We start from the raw sequence: 26,880 nt of genomic DNA on the forward strand, positions 1-26,880 counted from the left end.
AGATAAAACTATTTTGGCCTTTATTAAATATATCTGAATTACGCCAGATTATGGAATTGTAACTGCGCAAGGCGCGCGTAAAGACCCGCTTTGGCTATTAATTGATCATGGGTACCTTCTTCAACAATTTTGCCTTGGTCCATAACGATGATACGATCCGCCGAGCGAATAGTGGATAGTCGATGGGCAATAATAATAGAGGTACGCCCCTTCATCAATTTTTCTAAAGCCTGTTGTACAGCTTGTTCCGACTGGGCATCAAGCGCAGAGGTTGCCTCATCCAGAAGTAATAAAGGTGCATCGCGTAATAAAGCACGCGCGATAGCAATACGTTGCCGTTGACCACCTGAAAGACGGGCGCCACCTTCTCCTAGAAAACTGTCTAACCCTTGGGGAAGAGTTTTTAAAAATTCTTCCGCATTGGCTGCGCGGGCAGCCTGCCATATTTCTTCATCCTTGGCATCCCAACGCCCATAACGCAGATTATCTCGCGCTGAGGCTGCAAAAATGACTGTCTCTTGGGGAACAACGGCTATTTTGGATCGAAGATCACTTAAAGAAGCCTCTCGTAAGTCAATGCCATTAAGCGAAATACTTCCTGATTCTGGGTCATAAAAACGTTGAATAAGTTGAAAGAGCGTTGTTTTCCCAGCACCAGACGGGCCAATGATGGCCAATCTCTCCCCCGCTTTTACTTTCAGATTAAAATCCTTAAGCGCATAGTTATCAGGGCGAGAGGGATAATAAAAAGATACTTCGGAAAAATCTAGCGTGCCTTCAGCCGATTGCGGTAATTTTTTGGGGTGTTTGGGAGAATAAATAGCCGGTTCTTCAGCCAATAAATCATTGAGGCGGCTGGCTGCTCCAGCACCTCGCAATAAATCCCCATATACCTCACTTAACGCGCCAAAAGCACCGGCTACGACTCCACCCGTTAAAACAAAGGCAGCAATTGTCCCTCCGGATACTCGACCCGCAGCAACGTCCAAAGTTCCGCGCCACATGATTAAAATAATCGCTGTGAAAATTAACAGGATAATAATTGCTGTCATAAAAGCGCGAAGCGTAATGCGCTTTCTTGCGACCTGAAAAGCCGTTTGTACCGCCTGATGAAAACGGATAGCCTCCCTTGTCTCTTGCCCAAAAGCCTGCACTACTTTTATAGCGCCCAACGTTTCTATAATAAGGCTGCTTAGATCAGCGATGCGATCTTGACTCTTGCGGGACAATTTTTGCAATCGCCGTCCAAGAACAATAATCGGCACGACCACAACAGGAATCCCTAACAATAAAAGGGCTGTTAGATGGGGCGCTAACATTAAGAGATAAAGTGTGCCGCCTAAGCCTGTGATAAGATTACGAAGCGCGACCGAAACGGTTGAACTGATAATCTGATCAATAAGGGTCGTATCGGTCGTTATACGCGAGGCAATTTCTGAAGGGCGATTATGCTCAAAAAAGACGGGCGGCATCCGCATCAAATGACGGTCGACAGCCGTTCTAATATCGGCAATTACCCGTTCGCCGAGCCATGATACGCAGTAAAAGCGCACTGCTGTCGCGAAAGCTAACACGACAACAATGCCTAATAGGTAGCAGAAATAACGGTTTATATCGCCACTATTGCTATGGTCATTGAAGCCACGGTCGATTACTAATCGAAACCCAGCGGGTATTGAAATAGTCGCTGTTGAAGACAGAATAAGGGCGAATAAAGCCGCGACAATCCATCCCGGATACCGACTGGCAAACTGCCATATCATTCGTAACTGGCTAAGATCTCGCTTTTTTTTCAGCGTTGATTCTGTTTTACGCGCCACAATTCTTTCCTGATTTTGTTTGCCCCTCTCATAAAGATATTTATGGAGACTATCTTTAAAATCGGCTCTTTGCGAAAAGCCTGAAAATCGTTTTTATTGCAAGTGCGTTATCGTTTTTTGCTGACAAAAGAAAAAAATGAATGAACCCGCGATGCTTTAAAAGCGTTTTCTTTAGTCGTGGTGAATGTCAGACCCGATATTTGAGGTGCATTGATGCGTATTCTATCGAAGTTATTTTTCAATGTACCTGTTCTTATAATAAGGACAGTAATTCCTTTTATAGCGACGGTTGTAAGTGCCAAGGAACCTACTTCTTTAAAAATGCTATTGGCTATCAACTATAGAGCAGAAGAAAAAGAGAATAAAGATGTAACTGTTGGTACATCAAACAATGAAGAAATAGCGGGTAAGACTTTCTCTGCTGATGTTTCGCCTAGTTCGGCGGTTAGTACTCTACGAAATGATACCTCTTCCCAGACACCTCCTTCTGATAAATCTAATAGGATTGCATTCACTTTATCCCCTGACCGGCTACGGGACAAAATGGAACAGGCGACCAAGCTTACCCATGAGAATAATTGTCCGGCTTCACTGGCGTTGCTGGATCCTATCATTCCTTCTTTGAAAGGGCATGAGCGCGTCGCTGCTCAATTACTACGCATTCCTTGTCTGGCTACCTTGGGCTATGACACCCAAATTCCAACCACCTATGAAGATATTAAGGCTATTGAGCCCGAAAATGGTGCGGTTATTAGTGTTGGTATTTTAATAGCATTAGCATCTGATGACTTTTCCGCGGCTGGAGAACGTTTGCTTTTATTGACCGATAAGGATCCGGCAAGGGTTGATCATTTTGAAACAGATATGGTTCAGGCCATTCTCAATCAGAATAATACGCCCAACAGACAAGCGCTTTGGCAAAAACTGGTTCTTGGATTAGTTCATAGTAGCTGGGGAATATCAGCGGGCCCCGATGTTCGGGATTCTCTTATTAAGAAGGCTATTTCAGTTTATTTAAAAAAGCATCAGGTGGAAGATGCTGCGGACTTTCTAAGTGAAATCAATGATCCTGAACGTCTGATAGAAATGGCTATATCGCGCGATTATGAGGCTATTTGGCCAGAGATCGAACGCCATCTTGGAGTCCATAGCCAAGAAAAAATTACTCAATTCTCTAGCTTTTGGCTAAGGGCTTTATCGGATCAGCCAGACAATCCGCTTTTTATCGATCAATCGATACACGCTTTTACGCTTTCTGGCCGTTTTGAAGACGCAGTTCGCCTAGGCGAATCCTTTCAAATCATCAGTGACAGTAATGAAATTACTATAAAAGGAATCGTGGCAGCGACTAATGCTCAGTTAGCGTTGACGACGTCTGGAAAAATTTCAGCACCTATTTTTCGTTTGCAACAAATTAGTATGCTCGACCCTGCTCGTAATCCAGAGGTTTTGCATGCTGATGTCAAATTAGCAGAATGGCTCAATCAATCTGGCCGTTATTATGAAGCCCGCACGCTTTCAGAAAAAATGCTTTCTAATCTTGACCTTTCTCTAACCTCTAAAGAAATTGCTTGGTTTCAACGCAGCGCAGTTTGCTCCATGATGCAGTTGGGTCAAAGGGCCCAGGCTGGCCAAATGGCAATCGAGATGGTGCAGAGCCATTTAAATAATGCTCAAGCTGTGGTTGAAGCTTTATTCTGCGCTGGGAAGCCAAAAGAGGCCGTTAATTTTACGCTTCAAGCCTTACAGAATCCGCTCCAGTCCGATTCTCTTTTAAAAGTTTTACAACCTACAGGCGTATTTTCTGAAGTCAGACCGCCCCAATTGCAGCATTTTTGGGTAAAATTATATGAAATACCCGCTGTTGAACGCGCATTTTCAAAAACGGGGCGTAGACTACCCGAAAGACTCCGTGTGCAGGAAAATGTAGCACTTCCCCTGCTAATGCATAATTCGCTTCCTACTATTATCAGTTAAGCATTGTATAACTTCATCCATTTCGGATATAAATAAATTACAAAATTGCTTTAATAATTCGCGCTCTTTGTGAAAGCGCAAAAGCGTGTCCTTTTGGCTTTTTTGGGTGTAAAAATGTAATTTTTCAAAGAAATTGTCTAAATTTTGTCAAATTTAATTATTTGTTATCTTTTCGCTACTATCATCCTAAAAATTTAGGCTTTTCTGGCAAGGATTCCCTAAAAATTAAGCAACTATATGCTTCTAAAAAGAAAAAAATTCAAAATGGTGGAATAAATTTAGAAAAGCGATGGACAAGTAGGAAACTATTGAGAACATAAGGGGAACAAAGAGTTAAAAACAGTAAATTTGAAAAGGAGTTATTGCTATGTATTTACTCGGCAAAATTGAAAAATATTTAAGCGCAACGGGTATGACGCCAACGCGTTTTGGTCGTGATGCTTTAAATGATCCCCGATTTGTGCTGGATTTACGCCGTGGAAGAGAACCCCGTCGTCGTACGCTTAGTCGCGTCCTTACCTACCTTGAACAGCATGGAGCGCTTCTAAGACGGGAAAAAAGAGATGCTCCGTTTATCCTTTCCCATCACAATGTTTCTATCTAAAAATGACCTAGATTAGATGTCAGAATTATTAACAATTTTATCGATAATGTTAAAAATGTTAAATTATAATTTATGATATTGGTGTATTTTTAGGTTTTTTAAGCACGATCGTTACATTCCGTCGCATTTCGTTTAAAAGATGCAGTGCTTGATAAAGGGCTTGATCACGGTCTGATTGCAGTAGTTTTACAAAAGCTGGATCGGGCGATACATGATCGGGAGAATCCTGTATCGGTTTTTGAAAAATATACTCGGAAGATAATAATAAGGCGTCTTCTTCTGATGTTATTTCTTTTGAAGAAGGAGAGGACTGGACATCGTCAGAAAGAACTTTTTCTGAATCGATAGGGTGCTCTCCTTCTTTTTTGCCTTCTATATCATGATAGTTATTTCTGGATTTAGAAGAAATATCTTCTTTTGTTTGAAGATGAATTCCATCTACTTCAGATTTTTTATCAATAAATACTATAACTTCTAAATTTTTAGCCTGAGCGTTTTTGTGAAGTGTATCTGATGATAAGGAAAGGGACTCTCCGCTTTTCTCATCAATGATAACGGCGGCCTCTGGATTTTCCTTTGGTTTATAAAAGGGAGAAGTCGAAAGGCTTTCTTGATTTATTCGCTTTTCTTTTATCTGTGAAATCGGCGATTGTGCTCTTTTATCAGATTCTTTTTTTTCATAAAAAATATTGGATAATTCTATCTCGCTTTGAACCTGATTTCGATAATCCTGCTCAAAATAGGTCTGTGTATAAATATCCTCTGTTTGATCTTCTTTTTTCAAGGAAGATTCTATCTGATGGCGGAAATAAGCAAATAGCGTCACCATTATAAGGGCTGTAGACCCTCCTGTTATCGTCGCTAGGGGAATCGCTAAAGCTAGTCGGGCCAAGAGTGTTGTAGATGACGTAAAACGTGTTAACCCTACGACATTTTCCCAATTTGATAAAATATCAGGAGGCATCGCGATCAAGAAAGCGAAAGAAGCTAGCGCTAAGGATATAGAAGAAAATCCGATAAGTATCTTTTCTTTGCTGCGGTTATCACCATAATTTTTTCCTACAGCTATCATGGGGGCTTTCTCCTTGGGTTTTCTATCGGACCGCCTATGTCGAATAAGGCTATATTGGATAAAAACGATAAAATAATTAACGTTTCATTCTGACCCATTTCATAAAAATATTATCTTATCCTGTGGTATTCTATTTTTTATCGACATTATTCCATCACTTAAAAGTTGATTTAACAGTTTATTCTTTATTCGGGGAAAAGAATGCCGCAGCAAACAGACAACGGGGTGCTGACTTCACCAGAAGAAATAGCGTTAATGCATCATCAAATAACGGAGTGGTTTTCTCAGCATTATATTCAGCTCCTGATCGCTATGACCATTGGCATCTTGCTCTTTTTTGGTCTTTTGACCTTAAGACGTATGGCAGAGCGTTTTTTAAAACGTAGCGCTTTTCTTAGTGAATGGACTACTATTGTCGGTGAAGCCGTTGGCCGGACTAATATTTTCTTTTTGGCGATACTAACCCTGCGGTTAATCACCAGTTACACGGGTAGTTCCGAACGTATTTACGAGACCATACAATTTTTATGGGTGATTGCGAGTACGCTACAATTTGCAATTTGGGCAAGACAGCTCATCTTGGGATTGATAACCTATCGGGTAGAACAAGCTAATAATACTAACCGTAATCTTGATAATGCCCTTAACCTTATCCAACTTTTAGTTTCCTTGGCGCTTTTCCTTGTCGCCGCCATCGTCATTCTCGATAATTTAGGCGTGAATGTCACTGGTTTAATTGCGGGTCTGGGGATCGGAGGTATCGCTATTGGTTTAGCGGCTAAAGGTATTTTTGACGATCTGTTTTCGGCCTTAGTAATCATTTTTGATCAGCCTTTTAGAAAAGGAGATATTATCAGCTGGAAAGATTCAAGTGGAACAGTGGAAAGGATAGGTCTTAAAACGACCCGTATTCGCGCAGGCACAGGGGAAGAAATTATTGTCGCTAACAATATGCTTGTTAACCTTGAAATGCATAATCTTAGTGAACAAACACGTCAGCGTTTTTCTTTGCAAATTGGTGTTGTCTGCTCAACTACGCCGACCGAATGCGAAAAATTGGTTTCGATATTGCGGGAGGAAATAAGCCAAATTACGCTTTGTAAGGTTGTTCGAAGTTGTATGAAAGGGATCGGGGCTTCATCTTTCGATTTTGAAATAGTTTGTGATGTCCAGTCAGGCGTACCAGATGATTATTTTTCAGCGAGGACCCAAGCCTGCATCAATATTTTAAAAAGGTTGGAAAAGGAAGGGATCGTACTCGCTTATCCAACAGTAACTAATTATAATTATAACGCAGATAAAGCGATATTCTCTTCGCCAGAGTAAATTGCGTCATTTTATAAAAGAAGTATTTGAATTACATTTCATTATAAAAATCTATAAATAATGATAATTACTTTTCTGTTTTATAAGCGTTTCTTAGGCGCTGACAGGATTCGTTATTTGTCCTGTCGCTCTGACAGAATAATTCATGTGATAGGTGCAGCAATGCCAAATAAAAAAGAGTATAAAACGGTCGTCGCTGTCATTCATGCTTTACCTCAGTATGACGATGAAGTCGAAAAAGGCCTAAGTGATTTGGCCATACAGGTCAGAGCGGAACCGGGCAATGTCACCTTTATGCCGTATCGGAATGTTTCTGAAAGTCATAGCTACATTGTTTATGAAATCTATCAGAATGAAACCGCTTTTTTACAGCATGTGAATGCTCACTATACGAGAGCCTTTAATAAAATGCTGGAAACGGCAGCTAAAGGTGGTAAATCACAAGTATTAGAAGTCAGTGATATTCTCTAAAATATCATGCGTAATGATAGTATAAATATATAGAGTGGGTCTAAAATAAATATCCCACTAAAAGTAGGACGAGGATTATAATGTTACGTTCTTTTTATAAATATGCCGCTTTGGGTTTAGCCGCTGTTGGGGCGACCTCTGCTTTCATGGCGCCTGTTTCGGCTAAGCCTTCGGTTATTGCTGATAACCCTGCCTATGTAACGGTTATTGCGACAATGCACACCCAACCACAATATTATAATACGGTTGGCACAGAGCTGAAGGCTTTGGCTCAGCAGGTCAGATCTGAAAAAGGCAATGTTGTCTTTATGCCTTATAGCAATCCTGATGAAAGCAACAGTTACGTTGTTTATGAGGTCTATCGTAACGAAGCGGCTTTTCAGACGCATATTACCTCTGACCATACAAGATCGTTCAACAAATTGTTGGAAACGCAGGCTCTTGGCGGTAAATCCGATGTGGCCAAGGTAAAAACAATCTTCTAGTTTTTCCTAATTTTATAAACATTTTATAATAAAAATAATACTTTAAGGACATGGTTATAATGTTACGTTCTTTTTATAAATATGCTGCTTTGGGTTTAGCCGCAGTTGGGGCAACTTCTGCTTTCATGGCCCCTGTTTCGGCTAAGCCTTCAGTTATTGCTGATAACCGTGCCTATGTAACGGTTATTGCGACAATGCACACCCAGCCACAATATTATGATACGGTTGGTAAAGAACTGAAGAATTTGGCAATGCAGGTTCGCGCTGAACGAGGCAATGTAGTCTTCATGCCTTATTCGAATCCTGACGAAAGCAACAGTTATGTTGTTTATGAAGTTTATCGCAACGAAGCGGCTTTCCAGACTCATATCAACTCTAACCATACGAGAGCCTTCAACAAATTGTTGGAAACCCAGGCTCTCGGTGGTAAATCCGACGTGGCTAAAGTAAAAACGATCTTCTAGTTTTTTAGATCGATATTTTTGCAACTTTTATTGCCGCTGTTTTCGTGAACAGCGGCAATATTTTTAATCCCGAAGCCTTTGTTAACATTTTGAAAGAAGAAAAGAACGATAACGGGCTTTTTTTGAGGCCATAATCTTGCCAATAGACCTTTAAGAGGCAGCACTTCTTTCGGGCAGGATAATAATGGCATGTTAAAACACTTCCGTGAATCTTTTATCGTAACATTTTTAGGGTTAATAACCGCTTTTGTTTTTGGCTATTATTCGCAAGCTCATCAAATTTCTGCCGGTTTGAATGCTGCTTTTTTAGCCTTTTTATTAAGTATATTAGAAACAGCATTCAGTTTTGATAATGCCGTTGTTAATGCTTCTGTCTTAAAAACACTCAGTCCTAAATGGCAGAAATATTTTTTGACATGGGGTATGCTGATCGCTGTCCTTGGAATGAGGATTCTATTTCCTCTATTAATCGTTTCTTTTTCGGCGTGGGTTAATCCTTGGGAGGCCACCCAAATCGCTCTATTTAATCATCCTCTTTATGAACAGGTCATGATACAGGCGCAGGCCAGTATTGCCGGTTTCGGCAGTGCTTTTTTAATGCTGGTTGGGCTTAGTTTCTTCGTCAAAGGGGTTCATGAGCCGGTATGGATTCGCTGGATCGAGAATCCTTTAATGAAGCTTAATCACATTCCTTTTATCTCTTATTGGCTTACGATCGCTATCCTCGGTAGTTTCATCGTATGCTTTAACTGGGATGATGCCTATCATTTTGGGATCGCTGCTTTGTGTGGAATGGGCGCTTACTTTCTTTTAGAAAGACTAGAACATGCTATAGGGCGTCCCAAAAGTGGCGCTGGCCTTGCCACTTTTATCTATCTTGAATTTCTGGATGCCTCTTTTTCTTTCGATGGTGTAATTGGGGCTTTTGCTGTTACGAATGATATTGTTTTGATTGCTATCGGCTTGGGTATCGGGGCAATGTTTGTGCGTTCTTTAACGGTTGCACTGGTACAGGGAGGGCATCTTTCCCAATATGCCTATCTGGAAGCAGGCGCTTTTTACGCCATTGTTACTCTGGCTTTTATTACAGCCCTTAACGTTAAAATCGAGGTGCCAGAAGTGATTAGCGGTTTAAGTGGAATCGCTTTTATTGGGAGCGCGCTGCTCTATTCGATTTTCTGCAATCATAAGCATCAAAAGTCTCCGTTAGAACATTAAAATTAAATTTCGTCACGCAGTAAAAAGCCCCGCCCTTTAAAAGGGCGAGGCTTTTATTATTTTAAAATACCTTATTTATTTATGCACCCACCCAACGCTGTAAAGCAGGGGTAAGCAGGGTGCGCTGAACATTGTTATACAATATCTGGTTAGAGACACGCTGTGCTGTCTGCCGTGAGCGTTCTGGTAAATACTTCTGGGCATAAGCATTCACGCTTGCTGCTAAAGAAGGATTGTCACCGGTAATCGCTAAATTGACAATAAAGCGCGCGCGTGCCGTTTCTTCAATCAGTTCGTTAACCTTATCGCCATGATCTACTGCCCAGTTAAAGGCCAGATCAGGATGATTGCGCGCTACGGCTGAAATCAAAGCTGCACGTGTAGGCACATTAGCCTCATCAGATAAAGCGAGGTCAAGTGTCCGTCTGGCCAGTTCGTCATTTCTGGCTGTTGCTAAGGCCGTATAAAGCTGAAATTTTCCATTAGGATCTTTTTCAGATCTCGCCATATCATGCAGCTTGTCCCACATGTCTTTATCAGCATTATAGCCAACAACATTTAAAACGGCTTCCCGAATAGAGGGCGGGATCGTATCAAGGCCGTTGCTCAGATAGCGACGCGCTTCTACGATCGTATCCTTATCGCCTAAACGCCCTAACAACGGGATAACATCTTCGCGTAATTCACCTGTTGAGGTGGATTCACCCTGTGTAACTGCCCATCCAACACGATTTAACTGAGGCTTTAAGAGTGCAATAGCTCTGCTTCGATAAGCCGGTTGAAGGGTGGTACGATCAAGCCGTTTATCAAAACCATCTAGCTGTTGCAGTACCACATTCCATAATAAAGGATCAGCATCCGGCGTTATTTGGCCTAAAAGTGCCAAATGACGGTCAAGAGACTGATAATTGCCGCTTGCCAAAGCCATGCTGTCGCTGACAAAGCCGATCTGGTCTGAAAGCGGCAAGGTCAATAATCTATCACTTAACGCTTTAAAATGCTGTGGAGCATAAAGCGTTCGATAATAGCCGAATTGTCCAGGATTAAGGATCGGGAGTGTATCAATCGTAGCATGGACAGACTGATAAGACGGGCCACTGATCGTAAAGGTTGCTGCTGGTTTTTCCTGCCCGGCCGCCGACATGGCTACTGGAACGAACCAATCTCGAGGCGTATGTGAGGCTGGATCTAAAGCAAAACGATCCTGTGAAAGATTGATCCGTGTAATGCCCCCAGCGATAGTTGGCTCACTGGAACGGATTAAAGGCACTCCCCCTTGTAACGTAAAGCTATCGGCAAAACGTTTTACATCCTGTGCCGAAGCTTGGCTTAAAGCACCCCAAAGGTTATCTGTCGTCGTATTCGTATATTTATACGTAGCCATGTAATGACGAAGACCATCACGGAAACGATCGGGCCCAATCGCCGCTTCAATCATACCGATAACAGCCTGACCTTTAGAATAGGTAATTGTATCAAAGGCCTGATCAATTTCATCCACGGTAGCAATATGCTGAATAATAGGATGAGTCGTTGATTTGGCATCAACGGCAAGGGCTGCTTGGCGCGTATAAGCAACAGTCTGGGCAGGGATATTCCAGTTGGGGTTAAGATCACCCGTAACTTTTGCGGCCATCCATGAAGCAAAACCTTCATTAAGCCACAGATCATCCCACCAGTTCATGGTGACAAGGTCACCAAACCACTGATGCGCCATTTCATGGGCAACTACATTAAAGATATACTGATGCGCGCTATCTGGACTGCGTTTTGGATCGAACAGAACGGCTCGATCAAAATACATAATAGCGCCCCAATTCTCCATTGCCGAGAAAAACTGTGACGTACCCGGTACGGCGATCATATCCATTTTAGGTAAAGGAAAAGGCGTCCCGAAATAGTCGTTATAATAATTTAAAATCTGGGAAGCGGCATTCAGGGCGTAATCGCCCTGATCGGCAGCACCCCGACGGGTAATAATACCGACTTCCGTATTGCCGACTTTTACTGTCTTTCGATCAAGTTTACCTACCCCCAAGAACAATAGATAGCTCGACATTTTGGGCGTTTCAGCAAAACGGGTCGTAATTAAGTCTTTGCCATTTTTTTCAGTTGCCACAACAGGCATATTCGAAAAAGCTAACTCATCAGAAGGCGCCGTAACCGCCATCGTAAAGGTTGCTTTGGCATCTGGTTGATCCCACATCGGTGCGAAATGACGGGCATCTGCCGGTTCAAACTGAGTAACCAGCATTCGTTGCGGGCCCGCGCTATCTTGATAATCAACGGCAAATAGACCTGCCGCCGACTGGTTGATTTTACCCCGATAGTCGATAACCAATTGATGCTGGCCTACGGATATACCATTATTGGGGGCATTAATAAGAAGTTGTTGCGCCGCAGGCTCTAATTTCCAATTTACAGTTTGACCATCCAGCTTAATGCCATTGATAGTCAGGTCTGCTGAATTAAGGGTGATCTGTTGTTCCGGGTTTTGAACATCCACGGTGATGGTTTCACGACCGGTAAAATTTAGATCCTTGGCGTTAGGCGCTACTGAAATTTCATAATGAAGTGGCTTTGTACCTTCTGGCAACCGTCCTTCAGATTGGGCAAAAGCTGATGTCGCCAAGGCTGGTAATAAAAGTAATGGCGCATGTTGAAGAAAGGATTTTAAATGGTTTTTCTTAAACATTAAATGACCTTCGAAAACTTAATTTATTAGAAAATCTAAATATTATTAAAGTACAATTCAATAATATCTTAAATTAAAATCAGCAATGTTTATTTTAAAATGCTGAATTTTATCCATAAATTGGTCTATCCATTTTGATTTTTAATCACAAAAAATTATCTTTTATAAAACTGTTCTAACTCTAAAAAGTTCATTATTTTTTATTCGGATATTATGAAAATTTATGGAATTAATAAATATCTTTGAAAGATTAATATTTTATTGGATCAGGATTATTATCAAAAGGCCTATCTTCAAGCGATACGACCAAAATGACTAGCCTTAATCCCTTTCGTTTTGGTCAGAGATCCAAAATTAAATATCGGGTTAAAAAAGCGTATTTTAACCCGATACAATTCACTTCATAAAATTTGAAACACCAGATAACGACAGACCCATCCTAGATCTAGGGGATAAGACGCTCTGCCCGTAAGCGTGTAAATAAATCGATGAAAGAGTCCGGTGAATACTGATAAGCGGTAAATCCGAGCTTTCGGCTTTTGCTCATGTCGGTAATATTTTCAATCGGAAGACCCAGATCGGCATCTGTATGCCATGCGGAGGTCAGATGACTTATACGCGCTTCTTTCAATCCATATTTTAGACTGATTTCTTTCCATATTTCTGTATCGGCGGCTAACTGTCGTTCCAATGACAGGGCCTGTCCAGAATATGCTGCCGATTCAATGCCAAACCATGCTGCTAATTGAGGCCAGAGCCATTTCCAGCGGAAGACATCTCCGTTAACAATATTGAATGCTTCGTTTTTACCAGCTGAATTTGTGGCTGCCCATAAAAGATGTCGGGCAAGCTGGCGCGCATCGGTAACATTTACCAAGCCATGCCATTGTGTGGGCGAACCGGGAAAAACAAAAGGTCGTCCTGTTTCCTTACAGATCGCCGCATAAACAGCTAATGTAATGCCCATGTTCATCGCATTTCCAAGGGCATAGCCAATAATGGTGCTGGGTCGATGCACACTCCATGAAAATCCGTATTGTGCAGCCGCTTCATAGAGCGCGTCTTCTTGATCATAATAGAAATTTTCTACATTCAGTCTTGGCATCATCTCGCGAAAGGGCGTTTCTGGGGGGGTGCCTTTGGCATAGGCTTCGAATGGCCCGAGATAATGTTTTAGACCTGTAGTCAACGCTACATGGGATAAAGCATAAGGATCAGGTAATGCTGCAAATACATGCCGCAGCATTGCGCTATTAACGCGTCGGTTTTCGGTCTCGGTTTCTTGCCGTAGCCATGAACAGAAAAATACATGGGTCGGTTTAATATTTAACAGTGCCTTTTTCAGGCTCTCTATATCCAGTAGATCTGCGGCAATGGGAATAATGGGGGCCATATCCTGACGCGGATGACGCGCCAATCCATAAACGACCCAGCCTTCTGCTGCGAGCCGCATTGCCAGATTTTGACCAACGATACCGGTCGCCCCAACAACAAGCGCTGTATAAGTCACAACAATATCCTTCCAGATGATTCGATTACTTTGTTATTTTCTGGACTGTGTACCCTTGGTATTTCTTGTACTAGACGGCACTATATTGTGCCCTAGGTACCAAAAGGTTCCCTATTACATGACTATATCTTTACCTTCAGAATATCGGACCGCCCCTTTTGACGAAAATTGTGCTCCACGTCGGATATTGCGTCTGTTCAATGGTAAGTGGACAACTATGATTCTTCACGGATTGCATTTGTTGGGCGGGGCCTCTCGTCCGGGACGACTACTACGCAGTATTCCGGGGCTATCTAAAAAGATGATGACGCAGACACTACGGGAACTGGAAAGCGCAGGCTTGATTGAACGTATAGTGCATCAGATTATGCCGCCCAATGTTGAATATCGTTTAACACCACGCGGCCATATTTTTGTCGAGCCAATCGAAATGCTTTATGATTGGAGTATTCAGCATTCTACAGTGTTGGATCAACTCTTCACCGAAATAGCGCGATCTCAAAAGACATCTGAAGATAATAATGGGTAAATGTTTGGATGAACGGATAAGGGGATAATATTGGGCTACCATAATAGGTTAGGTGCTCTATTCTATAGATAGAGGAATAACATGATTATCCAGTTCAAAGGTAAGGGGCTTCTCACGCTTTTTATCATTATTTTAGTAGTTTATCCGGGATTTTATTGGGTAAAAAAGATAAACTTGAAGAGCAATGATGCCTTTGTTTTTAGTGGTCTTTTTTTTATCGCAGCTATTATAAATTGGTTTGTCGGGCGATATTGTAATCGGTATGCTATTCCGGTTCAGGGTCATTTATTCTCAAAAATTTTCTATTCGGCTCCGCATCAATTTCTCTTTCAGCCGATGGAATTCTGGTCAATTCCCCTTATCATTACAGCTTTGTGGATGATAATCAGAGGTTTCTATAGCGCCTAGCGTAAGACCACCGCTTAAACCATTTAAGGGAATGGTATCGCCTTGTTTTTGGAAGCTAGAAAATCAGACTTTGTTTCTATGAAAATTTTTAAAAAACAAAAAAGGATAGTTGCAAGATCCCTATTGGGCGGTTAAGAACATGCCCAGAATAGGCGGGGCTGTAGCTCAGATGGGAGAGCGCTGCAATCGCACTGCAGAGGTCAGGGGTTCGATTCCCCTCAGCTCCACCAGCCGCCTTATTTAATCCCCCCTTGTTCTATTTATCTGTTGCTGTCCCCATATTTTGGGGGCTGTTGATAAAATAAATATCTCATAGCATTGAGATGCGCATAATCTTGTTACAAACTATTCTTTGTGGATTGCTTTGATTTTTTATAATAAAATAAATCTTGCAAAAAGAAAAATAGTATAATTTAATGTTTCCTTAATTCTAAAAATTACAATCGCTATCAGAACGTTATCTTCTTCATGGACTCGGCTAGGGTTTGATAGACTGTCTTTCCCAATTGCTGCCATAAAGAGGATAAGATGAAATATGTAACGCTGCCTGATGGTAAAAAAGTGCCAGCTTTAGGGCAAGGCACATGGATGATGGGTAGCTCTAGCAATCGTGGGGCCGAAGTCGCTGCCTTGCAGGCCGGTATCGCCTTGGGCATGACTTTGATCGATACGGCAGAAATGTATGGGGAAGGCGCGGCAGAAAGCTGTGTCGGAGAGGCAATTAAAGGTACGCCTCGCGATAGTTTATTTCTGGTCAGCAAAGCCTATCCGCAAAATGCTTCCCAAAAATTGATGCCCCAAGTCTGTGAAGCCAGCCTAAAACGATTAGGGACAGATTATCTTGATCTCTATCTTTTGCATTGGCGGGGTAGTGTGCCTTTTTCTGAAACCATAGAAGCAATGGAAGCTTTACAGCAGGCGGGTAAAATTAAGCGATGGGGGGTCAGCAATCTTGATACCCATGATATGGCAGAATGGATTGCGGCGGGGGGAAAAGACTGCACAACAGATCAAATTCTCTATAATCTAACCAGACGTGGGCCGGAATATGATCTTATACCTTGGTTAAGGCGACACAAGATTCCTATCATGGCTTATAGCCCCGTCGAACAAGGGCGTTTACTCAAGAATAATGCCCTGCTTCAGTTAGCAAAAGAACATGATATTACGCCGGCACAGCTGAGCTTAGCGTGGATTCTGCGTCAACCTGATATTATGGTTATTCCTAAAGCCAGCCATATTGCCCATGTTAAAGAGAATTTTGATGCTCTTTCAATAGATCTGGATGAAGCGACATTGGCTGAACTCGATAAAATCTTTCCTGCACCGACTAGAAAACAGCATCTCGCTATTCTTTAATCCGTTTTATAATTTATCCTGTTCTGCCTTAAATTTTGTAACATTTTTTGAGCATTTATCCGTTCATCTTTATAAAGGAGGGTTAAGTTTTATAGGACTTGACCCTCTCTTTATACCTCGAAGATCCGCTGTTATTTTACGGTTGCATCGTTAAAACAATTTTTCCGCAATGTTGTCGACTTTCCATCCGTTCATGGGCTTCTTTTACCGATTTTAGCGGGAAGACCCTGTCGATTAAGGGAATACATTTACCTTTTTCCAATAATGGCCACACTTGTGCTTTGAGAGAAAAAGCAATTTTACCTTTCTCTTCACGGCTTCTTGCACGCATGGTTGAACCGCTTATTGTTGCGCGTTTAAAGATCAAAGGTAACAGATCAAATTTATCGGCAATGCGTCCACCCATTGATCCGATAATTACCAATCGTCCCCCAAAGGCCAAGGATTTCATATTGCGTGAAAAATAGGGGCCTCCAATAATATCAAGGATAATATCGACTCCTTTACCCTCGGTTTTTTCCTTAATGACCTCTAAAAAATCTTGTTTATTATAATTGATAGAATATGCGCCTAAGGCTTCAACGGCCGCTGCTTTCTCTGCACTACTTACTGTCGTAAAAACTGATAGACCAAAAGCCTTTGCCAGGGAAATAGCCGTAGTGCCAATGCCGCTATTTCCTCCATGGATTAAAACCGTTTCACCGGCTTTTGCCTGCCCAATATCAAAAAGATTTGCCCAAACAGTAAAATAGGTTTCTGGTATTGCGGCCGCTTCTATCATTGAGATGCCCTTGGGGATGGGCAGGGCTTGTTCTGCTGGAATAAGGCCATATTCGGCATAGCCTCCTCCATTAGTCAGGCCGCAAACCTTATCCCCAATTTTAAAACCCGTAACTTCTTCTCCAAAGGCTATAACCTCGCCTGCGATTTCAAGACCGGGGACAGGGGAGGCATCAGGGGGAAGGGGATATTGCCCCATACGTTGAAGAATATCCGGTCGATTAACACCTGCCGCATGAATTCGGATCAGTAATTCCCCTGCTTTGGGTTCCGGTATCACTGCGTCTTGTAGAGACAGCATTTCGGGCCCGCCCGCCTCGCGAATAACGACTTCCTGCATGATCGCCTGTGTCATAAATTATCCTCCGATACCCCACGCGCGATAAGACTATAATGTTAATTTAAATGATCTCTGTCGCATATTTAAAAAGCATCGCTGATAAAAACTAAAATAAATATAGAAACCATTCAGTATTTTTTTCCAAAATTTTTGTAACCAACCTTGCAGCATGTCTTTGAAAAGCCAAATAGACAACAACGCAGCTGAAACCACCAAGAGGAAGTAGGCTCAATAAGATGAAAGAAGATTTATGCTGAATTTTGACTACTATAATCCAACGCATATCGCTTTTGGTAAAGATAGTATTGCAAAGCTCGATACCCTGATACCACAAGATGCCTGCGTTATGGTATTATATGGGGGTTCTAGTGCTAAAAAGACGGGTACGCTGGATGAAGTAAAAACAGCGCTTGGTAGTCGTAAAATCCATGAATTTGGGGGGATTGAACCTAATCCCAGCTATGAAACCCTGATGCAGGCTGTAGAACAGGTTAAAAAAGAAAAGATTGATTTTTTATTGGCTGTCGGCGGCGGTTCAGTCATTGATGGTACAAAATTTGTCGCTGCGGCAGTGCCTTATGAAGGTGAGCCTTGGGAAATTTTGGAAACGGACGGTAAAAAGATAAAAAAGGCGCTGCCTCTGGGCACTGTCCTTACGTTACCTGCCACAGGTTCTGAAATGAATCCTAATAGTGTGGTCACTCGTAAATCGATAAAAGCAAAACGTGCTTTTCATAATAAAATTGTTTTTCCTCTTTTTTCGATTCTCGATCCTACGAAGGTTTATACTTTACCGCCTCGCCAGATAGCGAATGGCATTGTCGATTCTTTTGTTCATATTACCGAACAATATCTGACCTATCCGGTAGAAGGCATGGTTCAGGATGAGTTTGCTGAAGGTCTGTTGCGTATTTTGATTAATATCGGCCCCAAGCTGTTGAAGGATCAGAAGAATTATGATCTTGCCGCCAATTTTATGTGGACAGCTACGTTAGCACTCAATGGTCTTATCGGAGCAGGGGTGCCTCAAGATTGGGCTACGCATATGATAGGCCATGAGATTACGGCGGCTTTCGGGGTCGATCATGGACGCACTTTGGCTATTATTTTACCTTCTCTGCTTCAAAATCAGCGTCAGGTAAAAAAAGACAAATTGCTGCAATACGCTAAAAATGTTTGGCATATTGAAAGCGGTTCAGAAAAGGAACGGATTGATGCTGTCATTGCTAAGACCCGTAGCTTTTTCGAAGAAATGGGCATCCCAACGCATTTATCTGATTATAATATTGGTAAAGAATCCATCGATATGCTCATCCATGAATTAGAAGCGCATGGTATGACTAAACTGGGTGAACATAATGCGATTACGCCTGATGTGAGCCGTGCTATCCTTATTGCCAGCTTATAACTTTATCCAAGAAAGGTCATTGTCATCTGTTGAGAATGACCTTTCTTTATTATCCTTCAGTTCAGTTTATTTTTCAAAACTGGACGGGGCAGGATCGATTACGGAAAGACCTTCTTCTGAAATTTTTTGAACCGCTAAACCGCGATCTGCGATACCATTGGCTTTAAAGCGAAAAATACCATCAATGCCATTAAAACCAGTGGGCGAAAGAAGCATTTTTTCTGGAAAATTGCCTTCTGATGGCCATTGGGGTGCGATACGCGCTGCTAATAGAATGGCATCATAACCAAGGCTGGCAAGCCGCGAAGGCGCTGCCCCATAACGAGATTTATATTTAGCCGATAGCTGTCGAAATAGCGTATCCGGTACCGACGCAAACCATGCTCCATAAAGCGAAGAGGCTGTTTTAAGGTTATTATCGGTAGCCCATAACTCTGTCCCTAAAATTTGGGGTGATGTTCCGGCAGTTTGGGTGACGAGTGGGGCGGCCTCCCGTGCGACACGCACACTATCTGCAATCAAAACGGCATCATAATCATGCCCCAGCTTAGCAACAGCTTCGCCTATTGCTTGCGGATTACGATTGTAATTGGCCAATCCTGAAACGCTTCCACCATTATTCGCTACGGTTCGTAGTAGCGTTGCCGAAGCGCGGCGGCCATAGGTACCATTAGGTAATAGCCCTGCAAAACGAGATAATTTATGATCAATCGCATAAGTTACAACGCGCTGAATAGCCTGTACCGGTGTGAAGCCCAGCGTATAGACACCATTACCCGCAAGGCTTGTATCATTTGAAAAAGTCAGCACAGGTATATTGGCATTATGGGCCATAGGCCCAATGATCCGGACATCGCTAGGTAATAGAGGCCCCAAAATGAGTTTGTTACCCTCGGTGATAGCTTGTGTGGCTGCCTCAGCGGCACCCTTTGCACTATCATAGCGCGTTATCTTCAAACCCGTATTACGGTCACTGATATCACGGACCGCCATATCCGCTGCATTGGCAATAGACTGACCAATATTGGCATATGGACCCGATAAAGGAACAATGATGGCTATAGAATGCGTTACCTGAACGGGCGAATTCTCTGTATTCGTTAGGGTTCCATTACTGTCGCCTAAGGCTTGATTATCTGAAGGCGAGGTTGTTTGGGACATTTGTGTCGTTGTCCCCGTCGGTGCTTTTGGGGGCGCATTGGACGCAACCGTATTAGGATGAGGTTCAGAAGAGCCACCACAACCCGCCAGCAGAGTGGTCAATAGTAGCCCAGAAAGAACCGTAAAAGCTTTTTTAATCGGGTATTGAATAGCATTCATATTTGCCTCATCCTTTTATTCATTGCGGTAGGGCCTTGTCCTCTGCCATGACAAGGGGGCTATGACTTTACCTGATCAAGATATGCCCCTAAACGCCCAAGCCGACAAACTACGTCCCGGCTTGTATATCGTGGCCACCCCTATCGGCAATCTTTCTGATTTATCACTAAGAGCCGTTGATACCCTAAAAAGAGCTGATCTTCTGGCGGTAGAAGATAGTCGGGTAACCGCTAAATTATTGCATCATGTTGGTATTAAGCGACCAATGATCGCCTATCATGATCATAATGCTGATTATGTACGTCCTCAACTTTTATCACGCCTTAACCAAGAGGTTATAGTTCTGGTTTCTGATGCGGGCACGCCGCTTATTTCTGATCCCGGCTTTAAACTAGTACGGGATGCCCGCGCTGCCGGCGCTTTTATTACTACTATTCCTGGACCTTGCGCCGCTATTGCTGCCTTGACCTTATCCGGACTTCCTTCTGACCGTTTTATGTTTATTGGTTTTCTTCCACCAAAAGAAGGTGCCAAAAAAACAGCAATTGAAGAAGTTGCCGCGGTTTCCGCTACTTTGATTTTTTATGAGACGGGGCCACGTCTTGTTGCCACCTTAACAGCGTTACAGCAGGGATTGGGCGACCGTGAAGCGGCTGTTGTGCGAGAAATTACAAAAAAATTTGAAGAATGTCAGACAGAAAAACTTTCGGAACTTATTATTCGCTATCAAGAAAAATCACCCAAAGGTGAAATTGTTCTCATTGTCTCTCCACCAGAAAAAAAGGCGCAAGCTGACAAAGTAGAAGTTGATACCTTACTAAAAGCAGCTTTAGAAGATCATCCGGTAGGAAAAGCGGCTGCTCTTGTTGCCAAAAAAACAGGTTTATCGCGTCAACTGTTATATGATCAAGCTATGCAGTTACGGCAGCGATCTCAAAAATGAGGAAAAAACCTTTCCCTATGAAACAGAGGCAAAAAGCCGAAAAACTTGGTCGGATGGGAGAACTGATCGCCTTATGGTGGCTAAGATTTCATGGTTGGCATATCGTCAAAAATGGGAAACGCGCTAAAACAAAACAGGGCGAAATCGATATTATCGCGAGACGGGGCGGGATATTGGCCTTTATCGAAGTTAAAACCCGTCGATCTGCCCAAAATTTAGACGATGCCATTGATAAATACCGACTGCGAAGGGTCGCTGCGGCCGTTCACAGTCTCGCCCCACGATTGATGCGCCCTGATGAATCTATCCGTATAGATGTTATTTTATGGTGCCCATGGCATTGGCCACATCATATTATCAATGTTTGGTATGATTAAATACATCCTGAAATATTCAGGATGTATTCTTTAAAAAAATTATTTTTCACGGGATCCATAGGCAATATGATTAGCAATAATGGCATTTTCTTTCATAGAAGCCTCTTGCTTTTCGCGTTGATCTTTTTCCTTTTCTTTTTCTTCTGCTTCTTTCTTTTCTTTGTTTTCTGGTTCTAAAACATTACTCGGAGAGAGTTCTTTTAACGCTTTATGGTAGCGTGTATCATAATTATTATCGATCATAGGTTCTGAAGGCCGATCACCATCTTTAATATGGGCCGTCATCGGGGTCGTCATACCCGTTGCCATAGCATCGGCCATAATTTGGCTATCTTTGGTGGTCTTTCCATAACCTTGCCGTATGGATTGCGGTGCCTCGCGGTCAATAACCCGATCTGGCGGTAATTTTTTCGTCAGATTTTTAGTGCCATCGTCTGGCATGGTAATCGGTTTTGTAGGAAGCGGCATACTGCTCATAGGCCCTGTCTCAGGCGCAGGCGGTAGTGCATTATTCAATGGTTCGGTATGTTCCATTTCATTGATCGTCAAAGGGGTCTTATGATCAGTTTGGTTTTGAGCCGCTTTTTGATGATCCGAACAGCCAGTAGCAGACACCCCCGCTAATAAAGCCATTGCTATCCATGGCATGCGAATATTCATAACTGAAAAACGCCCCTAAAAGAGAAAACAGAATATTTGTATATCATATTTGTCAATTGTTTGACCGTCCCTGAACTGCTTGGCCGATAGTTTCAATTTTTTGAGCCAGCAATTCATCCCATTTATAAGGATCATCTCTAAAACTTAAGGCATTTTCACCACTACCAAAAGCGGTCCAGTAAAAAAGAAAAACGGCAACGGGTTGTTTCAACTTAACGCGTTGCGTTTCATTTTTATCAATTTCGCTACGCAACCGATCCCCTGTCCAAGTAGGATCAGAAGCTAGTAAACGTTCCCCCAATGCAATCGGATGTTCAAGCCTAATACAGCCATGACTTTCGAGCCGACTAAAGCGGTTAAAAGCCCCTCTACCAGGCGTATCATGCAAATAGACTGAATAGGTGTTCGGAAAATCAAATTTAAGCTGTCCTAAAGAGTTACGAGGGCCTGGTTTTTGCTGTAATCTTTGGCCTTTTCCTTCTCCAATAACTTTAAAACCAGCGGCCTGAAGATAGCCGGGATGCGCCTTCTCTTTTGGCCATAATTCTTTTTTAGCAATCGAATCTGGCACATTCCATGGTGGATTGATGACCACACTATAAATCGTAGAACGCAGCATTGGGGTTTCGTTACCGGGCCGACCTGTAACACTTTTCATGGACATAACAGGCTGATTCTTGTCGAATAAAGTCAGAACGGCGGCAGCAATATTTACCTGAATACGATTGGCAGGCAAATTTCGGGGTAACCAGCGCCAACGTTCCATATTGGCCATAATCTGATGGATACGCAATTTTATCGGTTGATTTAAGGCCTCTAGCGTCTGTCTCGATACTACCCCCGTAGGATTAAGCCCATAGCGTTGTTGTGCCCTTTTGACAGCTTCTCTTAGCTTGGCATCAAAATGGCTGGAGCCATCATCCTTCAAATCTTTATCTTCGAGTGAAAGCCGCTTTTTTAAAATTCTTACACGCGATCCTTCGCTACCCATAGAAAGATCTGCCCCTGTAGGGATAACAGGCCATCCACCTTTTGCGGCTATCGCTCGGTAATACATCAGACCATTTTTTAAGCCGTTATAACCAGAATAGGGTGGGGGTAAATTACCGGCCCAGTCATTCAGCGTATTGTTACTGACCGCATTTTTAAAATCAGGCCATGGATCATAAGCATCCGGCTTTAATCCCCAATTCCTATCAAAATCATTGGGTGAAAGTCGTCCATTATGCACTGCCCGAGCATAATCTAAGGTGGCATCAATCAAAGCCTCACCTGTTAAATGATGCAGTGCCATATCTTTTTTTTCGCCGATTAGGCCTTCGTCTTTCATTGTATCTAGCAAATGATTGAGAAAAGCTGTCTGTGTTTCTGTCAGATTCAAGTTTTCACGACGAACAGGCGGGCTATTATTCGCAGCAGAGGTTACTGATTGATTAGAATTGATCAGAACAGTATTCGCTATCGCGGCATTTGTCGTATCACTGTTTTGTGCAAAAACAGCCGCCGTGGGCAAAAGACACGCCGCTAAAAATACAGATTGCCATGATTGGCGATAGAGAGTTTTGTGCGCCACCCTATTGCTTTCCTTTTTAGATGTCAGCACAAAGCCTCCCCAAATAATAATATATTAAATTAAAAGTTTTTGAAAAATCAACGGCTTCTATACGTTACTCTTAGCACTGTTACTTATTTTTACGCTCAATAAATTATATCCTGTTTGGGCAATAGACAATAAAAATACATCAATAACAGTTTTTTATTTTAATACTCAGTGACTTTATCAACGAAACCAATGCTTGCGAACAAAGTAAAGCGCAATAATAACCGCCGTTAGAACACAAATAACAATGACCCCATTGAAAGCCCAAGGCGCATTAGCAAAAGGTATCCCTGCAACATTCATACCTAATAAGCCGGTGAGAAAAGTAAGGGGAAGAAAAATCAAGGCAACAATAGATAATAACAAGCCCCGTGTATCGATCTGTTCAGAACGCAGGTCTGTTAATTGTTCATGGAGTAAGGCTGCCCGTTCTCGCACGGCTTCTAATTCTTCAGCCATGCGTGCAAAACAATCGGCAGCGCTGTGGAGATGAATACGATCGTCATCTGCTAACCATGTAACGCGACAATTGGCCATTGTTTCCAAGGCTTGACGTTGCGGGGTCGCAAAACGACGATAGCTGATGGCTAGTGATCGCACCGAGGCAATATTTCGCCGCATTTCCCAAGCATCATCGGAACTTAGACGCGCTTCACAACTATCTACCCGATCACCTAAAGCCGCAACTACTGGATCAAGTGTTTCGGATACTTTTTCTGCGATCAAAGCGATTAAATCTCCCGGATCGCGGATATTGCCTTCCTGCATTGATTTTCTGATTGCGGCACTCGCGGCTAATTGATCAAAACAAACTGAATAAACCCGAGATTGTTCGACCCATAAACGAATAGAAATCAAGCCATCTGGATCATCTTTCGGGGTAATACCAAGACCGCGTAAGTTAATTAAAACCCCCGTATCCATAACCTGAAAACGGGGGCGCGTTTCGATTGCGGTTAAAGCCGATATAGTCGGATCAATAAGCGTGGTATTGTTTTTCAACCACTGCTCAACAGCTTCAGCTTGATCTTGAAGATGAACCCAAACAAAACTGTCGGTAATGGTTTCTGGGACAACAGAAGATAATTTACTAGGATCAAGGGCTTGGACGGCCCCATTTTTCGATAAGAGATAGGCTTTAATTTCCATAGCTGGACCTCTGATGGGGTTAGCCTTCTTTGCTAACCCCTATCGGGGGCCAATTATTGACAAGATAAGAAGGCAGAATCCATAAAACTTAGAAACTCTGATGCTTCAGATATTCTCTGACCGCGGGGCCTATATCAGGCCTTTCGAGCGCTAAAGCAACATTTGCCTGAATAAATCCTGCCTTGTCCCCACAATCATGCCGAATACCATCAAATCGACAGGCATGAAAAGGATACTGCCCAATCAATTGTGCCATAGCATCTGTTAACTGTATTTCACCACCAACACCGCGATTATCTTCTGCCAACAAATCCATAATTTCCGGTTGGAGAATATAACGACCGACCATCGCTAAACGGGATGGAGCATTAGTTTCTGGCTTTTCAACTAGACCTTTCACTTCATGCACATCACCCTCAGTTTTATCGGGATCAATAATACCATAGCGATGGGTATGCGCTTCTGGCACTTCCATAACGGTTACAACATTACCGCCTTTGATATTATAGGTTTCAACGAGTTGGCATAGACTGGGTTGTTTAGGATTCCACAATAATTCATCCGGCAACAGAACGGCAAAGGGTTCATTTCCAATCAAGTCTCTGGCACACCACACGGCATGGCCTAAACCCAAAGGTTCTTGCTGGCGAATAAAACAAGCGCGTCCGGGTTCCAATCGGCTATCAGCGAGCAGATCCAGCATCGCTATTTTACCTTTGGCATGAAGAGAGGCCTCTAATTCATAGGCTATATCGAAATAATCTTCGATGGCCTGTTTGCCACGCCCCGTAACAAAGATTAGCTCTTCGATCCCAGCCGCCCGCGCTTCATCAACAGCATATTGGATAAGAGGACGGTCAACGACTGGCAACATTTCTTTCGGCATGGCTTTAGTCGCAGGTAGAAAACGGGTCCCTTGGCCTGCGACAGGGAAAATAGCCTTACGAACAGGTTTCATGCAAAAGCTTTCCTGTTGTTAAAATCACAATAATTTCAGAAAACAGAGAAACAGATATATCTATTCTTCCATTCCTTTGAAATAATATCATTCCATTCATACTATTCAAAAATGAATATAGGCTGATCGTTTTATTGCTGATTATCCCAGAATGGTCTCAATTCATCGCGCATCAAATCTTCGACTGACTGTCTTTTACGGATAAGCGACGACTTCTTACCTGACACCATGACTTCAGCGACTAGAGGCCGCGAATTATAGGCACTTGCCATCGTGGCGCCATAGGCACCGGCTGACATAATAGCGATAAGATCATTAGCTTTAAGCGGTGTAATCATGCGGTTATGCGCAAAAATATCGCCCGTTTCGCAAACCGGACCGACAATGTCGGCCTGATAGACACCTTTTTTGGGGGTCACTGCACGGATCTCGTGAAAAGCCTCATAAAGTGTTGGCCGAATAAGGTCATTCATCGCAGCATCGACTACGACAAAACGGGCGTTTTTGCTTTCCTTAACCCGAATAACTTTCGATAATAGTAAACCCGCATTAGCAATAATCGCCCGTCCGGGTTCAAAGATCAATTGGCAATTCCAACCAGCGGTCGCACGCCGCACCATATTTCCGTATTCCTCAGGGGTCGGCGGTTCTGGCTGATCCTCACTGTATTTCACGCCAAGACCACCCCCAAGATCAGCCGTCGTAATTGTATGACCCGCTTCTTCTAACAAGGTAATGATTTCATGGATACGCTGAGCCGCGGCTTCAAAAGGGGCAAGATCCGTGATTTGGCTACCAATATGGCTGGCAATCCCTTTCACTTTTAAAGTGGGATAGCGAGCGGCCTCATTATAAGCTTCTAGCGCTTGCTCCGCTGCGATACCGAATTTAGTATCAGCCTTGCCCGTCGCAATTTTTGCATGCGTTTTTGCATCGACATCTGGATTAATTCGTAACGCGATCGGGGCAATCTTCCCCGCAACGGCGGCAACATCAGCCAACATTTCGATCTCAGGAATAGATTCAATGTTAAACTGACCAATCCCTATATCCAAGGCATAGGCCATTTCTTCGGCAGTTTTTCCAACACCAGAAAAGACTATTCTTTCTGCCGGTATACCTGCCGCTATAGCGCGTTTAATTTCTCCTGCCGAGACAACATCTGCACCCAGACCCTGCGAGGCCAATGTTGCTAATACAGCCTGTGAAGGATTAGCCTTTACTGCAAAGGCAATCAGCGCTTTGCCTTTTCCTGCCCCCTCTAACGATCGGCTGAAGCGTTGCGCTCGCTCAATCAAATAAGATTGAGAGTAAACATAGCAAGGTGTGCCATATTTTTCAGCGATTTCAGAGAGGGGTATTTCCTCAGCATAGAGGGAATCAGCAATCATAGGAAAAGGGTTCATA

Annotated in this window: 23 protein-coding genes and 1 tRNA gene; 13 read left to right on the forward strand and 11 right to left on the reverse strand. The window is 42.8% G+C overall.

The features are described from left to right. Window positions 1-38: 38 nt before the first annotated feature. On the reverse strand, window positions 39-1,820 hold the full coding sequence (locus ZYMOP_RS06940; RefSeq protein WP_013934616.1) for an ABC transporter transmembrane domain-containing protein: 1,782 nt from the start codon (window positions 1,818-1,820) through the stop codon (window positions 39-41). A gap of 213 nt (window positions 1,821-2,033) precedes the next feature. Between ZYMOP_RS06940 and ZYMOP_RS06945 the strand changes: the two genes are divergently transcribed. Further along, window positions 2,034-3,797: a hypothetical protein gene (locus ZYMOP_RS06945; protein WP_013934617.1), complete on the forward strand. Its 1,764-nt coding sequence runs from the start codon at window positions 2,034-2,036 to the stop codon at window positions 3,795-3,797. 367 nt (window positions 3,798-4,164) lie between these two features. Continuing rightward, entirely contained in the window at window positions 4,165-4,401 is a 237-nt protein-coding gene (locus ZYMOP_RS06950) for a hypothetical protein (RefSeq protein WP_013934618.1), read from the forward strand. A gap of 70 nt (window positions 4,402-4,471) precedes the next feature. Here ZYMOP_RS06950 and ZYMOP_RS06955 read toward each other — a convergent pair whose 3' ends face one another. Beyond that, window positions 4,472-5,365 (reverse strand): hypothetical protein, encoded by an 894-nt coding sequence (locus ZYMOP_RS06955; protein WP_158498505.1) that lies wholly within the window; start codon window positions 5,363-5,365, stop codon window positions 4,472-4,474. Between the two features lie 309 nt (window positions 5,366-5,674). On the opposite strand from ZYMOP_RS06955, the gene ZYMOP_RS06960 reads away from it, so the two are divergent. The 5 genes from ZYMOP_RS06960 to ZYMOP_RS06985 all read left to right on the forward strand — a co-directional run bounded on the left by ZYMOP_RS06960 (window position 5,675) and on the right by ZYMOP_RS06985 (window position 9,437). Next, the gene (locus ZYMOP_RS06960) at window positions 5,675-6,799 is read left to right on the forward strand and encodes a mechanosensitive ion channel family protein (RefSeq protein WP_013934620.1); all 1,125 of its coding nucleotides are present in this window, start codon (window positions 5,675-5,677) and stop codon (window positions 6,797-6,799) included. Window positions 6,800-6,961: 162 nt separating this feature from the next. Then, the gene (locus ZYMOP_RS06965; RefSeq protein WP_013934621.1) at window positions 6,962-7,270 is read left to right on the forward strand and encodes a putative quinol monooxygenase; all 309 of its coding nucleotides are present in this window, start codon (window positions 6,962-6,964) and stop codon (window positions 7,268-7,270) included. A gap of 80 nt (window positions 7,271-7,350) precedes the next feature. Further along, window positions 7,351-7,755: a putative quinol monooxygenase gene (locus tag ZYMOP_RS06970; protein WP_013934622.1), complete on the forward strand. Its 405-nt coding sequence runs from the start codon at window positions 7,351-7,353 to the stop codon at window positions 7,753-7,755. 59 nt (window positions 7,756-7,814) lie between these two features. Then, window positions 7,815-8,219, forward strand: coding sequence for a putative quinol monooxygenase (locus ZYMOP_RS06975; protein ID WP_013934623.1), 405 nt, complete (start codon window positions 7,815-7,817; stop codon window positions 8,217-8,219). Between the two features lie 189 nt (window positions 8,220-8,408). After that, the gene (locus tag ZYMOP_RS06985) at window positions 8,409-9,437 is read left to right on the forward strand and encodes a DUF475 domain-containing protein (RefSeq protein ID WP_013934624.1); all 1,029 of its coding nucleotides are present in this window, start codon (window positions 8,409-8,411) and stop codon (window positions 9,435-9,437) included. 79 nt (window positions 9,438-9,516) lie between these two features. Here the strand turns inward: ZYMOP_RS06985 and ZYMOP_RS06990 are convergent, their stop codons facing one another. Both ZYMOP_RS06990 and ZYMOP_RS06995 read right to left on the reverse strand, forming a co-directional pair. Next, complete coding sequence (locus tag ZYMOP_RS06990) at window positions 9,517-12,132, reverse strand: M1 family metallopeptidase (RefSeq protein WP_013934625.1); 2,616 nt, start codon at window positions 12,130-12,132, stop codon at window positions 9,517-9,519. 445 nt (window positions 12,133-12,577) lie between these two features. Further along, complete coding sequence (locus tag ZYMOP_RS06995; RefSeq protein WP_013934626.1) at window positions 12,578-13,642, reverse strand: SDR family oxidoreductase; 1,065 nt, start codon at window positions 13,640-13,642, stop codon at window positions 12,578-12,580. Between the two features lie 118 nt (window positions 13,643-13,760). Here ZYMOP_RS06995 and ZYMOP_RS07000 point away from each other — a divergent pair, with 118 nt between their 5' ends. From ZYMOP_RS07000 to ZYMOP_RS07015, 3 genes are all read left to right on the forward strand, one after another. Then, window positions 13,761-14,171, forward strand: coding sequence for a winged helix-turn-helix transcriptional regulator (locus ZYMOP_RS07000; RefSeq protein WP_013934627.1), 411 nt, complete (start codon window positions 13,761-13,763; stop codon window positions 14,169-14,171). A 562-nt stretch (window positions 14,172-14,733) separates the two neighbouring features. Continuing rightward, window positions 14,734-14,809: transfer RNA gene (locus ZYMOP_RS07010), tRNA-Ala, on the forward strand. A 298-nt stretch (window positions 14,810-15,107) separates the two neighbouring features. Next, on the forward strand, window positions 15,108-15,938 hold the full coding sequence (locus ZYMOP_RS07015; protein ID WP_013934629.1) for an aldo/keto reductase: 831 nt from the start codon (window positions 15,108-15,110) through the stop codon (window positions 15,936-15,938). Window positions 15,939-16,074: 136 nt separating this feature from the next. Here ZYMOP_RS07015 and ZYMOP_RS07020 read toward each other — a convergent pair whose 3' ends face one another. Next, window positions 16,075-17,073: an NAD(P)H-quinone oxidoreductase gene (locus ZYMOP_RS07020; protein WP_013934630.1), complete on the reverse strand. Its 999-nt coding sequence runs from the start codon at window positions 17,071-17,073 to the stop codon at window positions 16,075-16,077. A 235-nt stretch (window positions 17,074-17,308) separates the two neighbouring features. On the opposite strand from ZYMOP_RS07020, the gene ZYMOP_RS07025 reads away from it, so the two are divergent. Next, window positions 17,309-18,466 (forward strand): iron-containing alcohol dehydrogenase, encoded by a 1,158-nt coding sequence (locus tag ZYMOP_RS07025; protein ID WP_013934631.1) that lies wholly within the window; start codon window positions 17,309-17,311, stop codon window positions 18,464-18,466. A gap of 66 nt (window positions 18,467-18,532) precedes the next feature. Here ZYMOP_RS07025 and ZYMOP_RS07030 read toward each other — a convergent pair whose 3' ends face one another. Next, window positions 18,533-19,786, reverse strand: a complete 1,254-nt coding sequence (locus ZYMOP_RS07030) for a penicillin-binding protein activator (RefSeq protein WP_013934632.1) — start codon at window positions 19,784-19,786, stop codon at window positions 18,533-18,535. Between the two features lie 61 nt (window positions 19,787-19,847). On the opposite strand from ZYMOP_RS07030, the gene rsmI reads away from it, so the two are divergent. Both rsmI and ZYMOP_RS07040 read left to right on the forward strand, forming a co-directional pair. Continuing rightward, window positions 19,848-20,729 (forward strand): 16S rRNA (cytidine(1402)-2'-O)-methyltransferase, encoded by an 882-nt coding sequence (gene rsmI / locus ZYMOP_RS07035; RefSeq protein ID WP_013934633.1) that lies wholly within the window; start codon window positions 19,848-19,850, stop codon window positions 20,727-20,729. Window positions 20,730-20,746: 17 nt separating this feature from the next. Beyond that, the gene (locus ZYMOP_RS07040) at window positions 20,747-21,106 is read left to right on the forward strand and encodes a YraN family protein (protein ID WP_013934634.1); all 360 of its coding nucleotides are present in this window, start codon (window positions 20,747-20,749) and stop codon (window positions 21,104-21,106) included. A gap of 39 nt (window positions 21,107-21,145) precedes the next feature. Here the strand turns inward: ZYMOP_RS07040 and ZYMOP_RS07045 are convergent, their stop codons facing one another. The 5 genes from ZYMOP_RS07045 to lysA form a co-directional block, all read right to left on the reverse strand. Then, the gene (locus ZYMOP_RS07045; RefSeq protein WP_013934635.1) at window positions 21,146-21,766 is read right to left on the reverse strand and encodes a hypothetical protein; all 621 of its coding nucleotides are present in this window, start codon (window positions 21,764-21,766) and stop codon (window positions 21,146-21,148) included. Between the two features lie 52 nt (window positions 21,767-21,818). Further along, window positions 21,819-23,339 (reverse strand): L,D-transpeptidase family protein, encoded by a 1,521-nt coding sequence (locus tag ZYMOP_RS07050; protein ID WP_252507412.1) that lies wholly within the window; start codon window positions 23,337-23,339, stop codon window positions 21,819-21,821. 207 nt (window positions 23,340-23,546) lie between these two features. Continuing rightward, on the reverse strand, window positions 23,547-24,515 hold the full coding sequence (locus ZYMOP_RS07055) for a zinc transporter ZntB (protein WP_013934637.1): 969 nt from the start codon (window positions 24,513-24,515) through the stop codon (window positions 23,547-23,549). Window positions 24,516-24,603: 88 nt separating this feature from the next. Further along, window positions 24,604-25,473, reverse strand: coding sequence for a UTP--glucose-1-phosphate uridylyltransferase GalU (gene galU, locus ZYMOP_RS07060; RefSeq protein WP_013934638.1), 870 nt, complete (start codon window positions 25,471-25,473; stop codon window positions 24,604-24,606). 131 nt (window positions 25,474-25,604) lie between these two features. Then, complete coding sequence (gene lysA, locus ZYMOP_RS07065; protein WP_013934639.1) at window positions 25,605-26,879, reverse strand: diaminopimelate decarboxylase; 1,275 nt, start codon at window positions 26,877-26,879, stop codon at window positions 25,605-25,607. Between the last annotated feature and the right edge of the window lies 1 nt (window position 26,880).

This window comes from Zymomonas mobilis subsp. pomaceae ATCC 29192 (assembly GCF_000218875.1).
Lineage (GTDB): Bacteria > Pseudomonadota > Alphaproteobacteria > Sphingomonadales > Sphingomonadaceae > Zymomonas > Zymomonas pomaceae.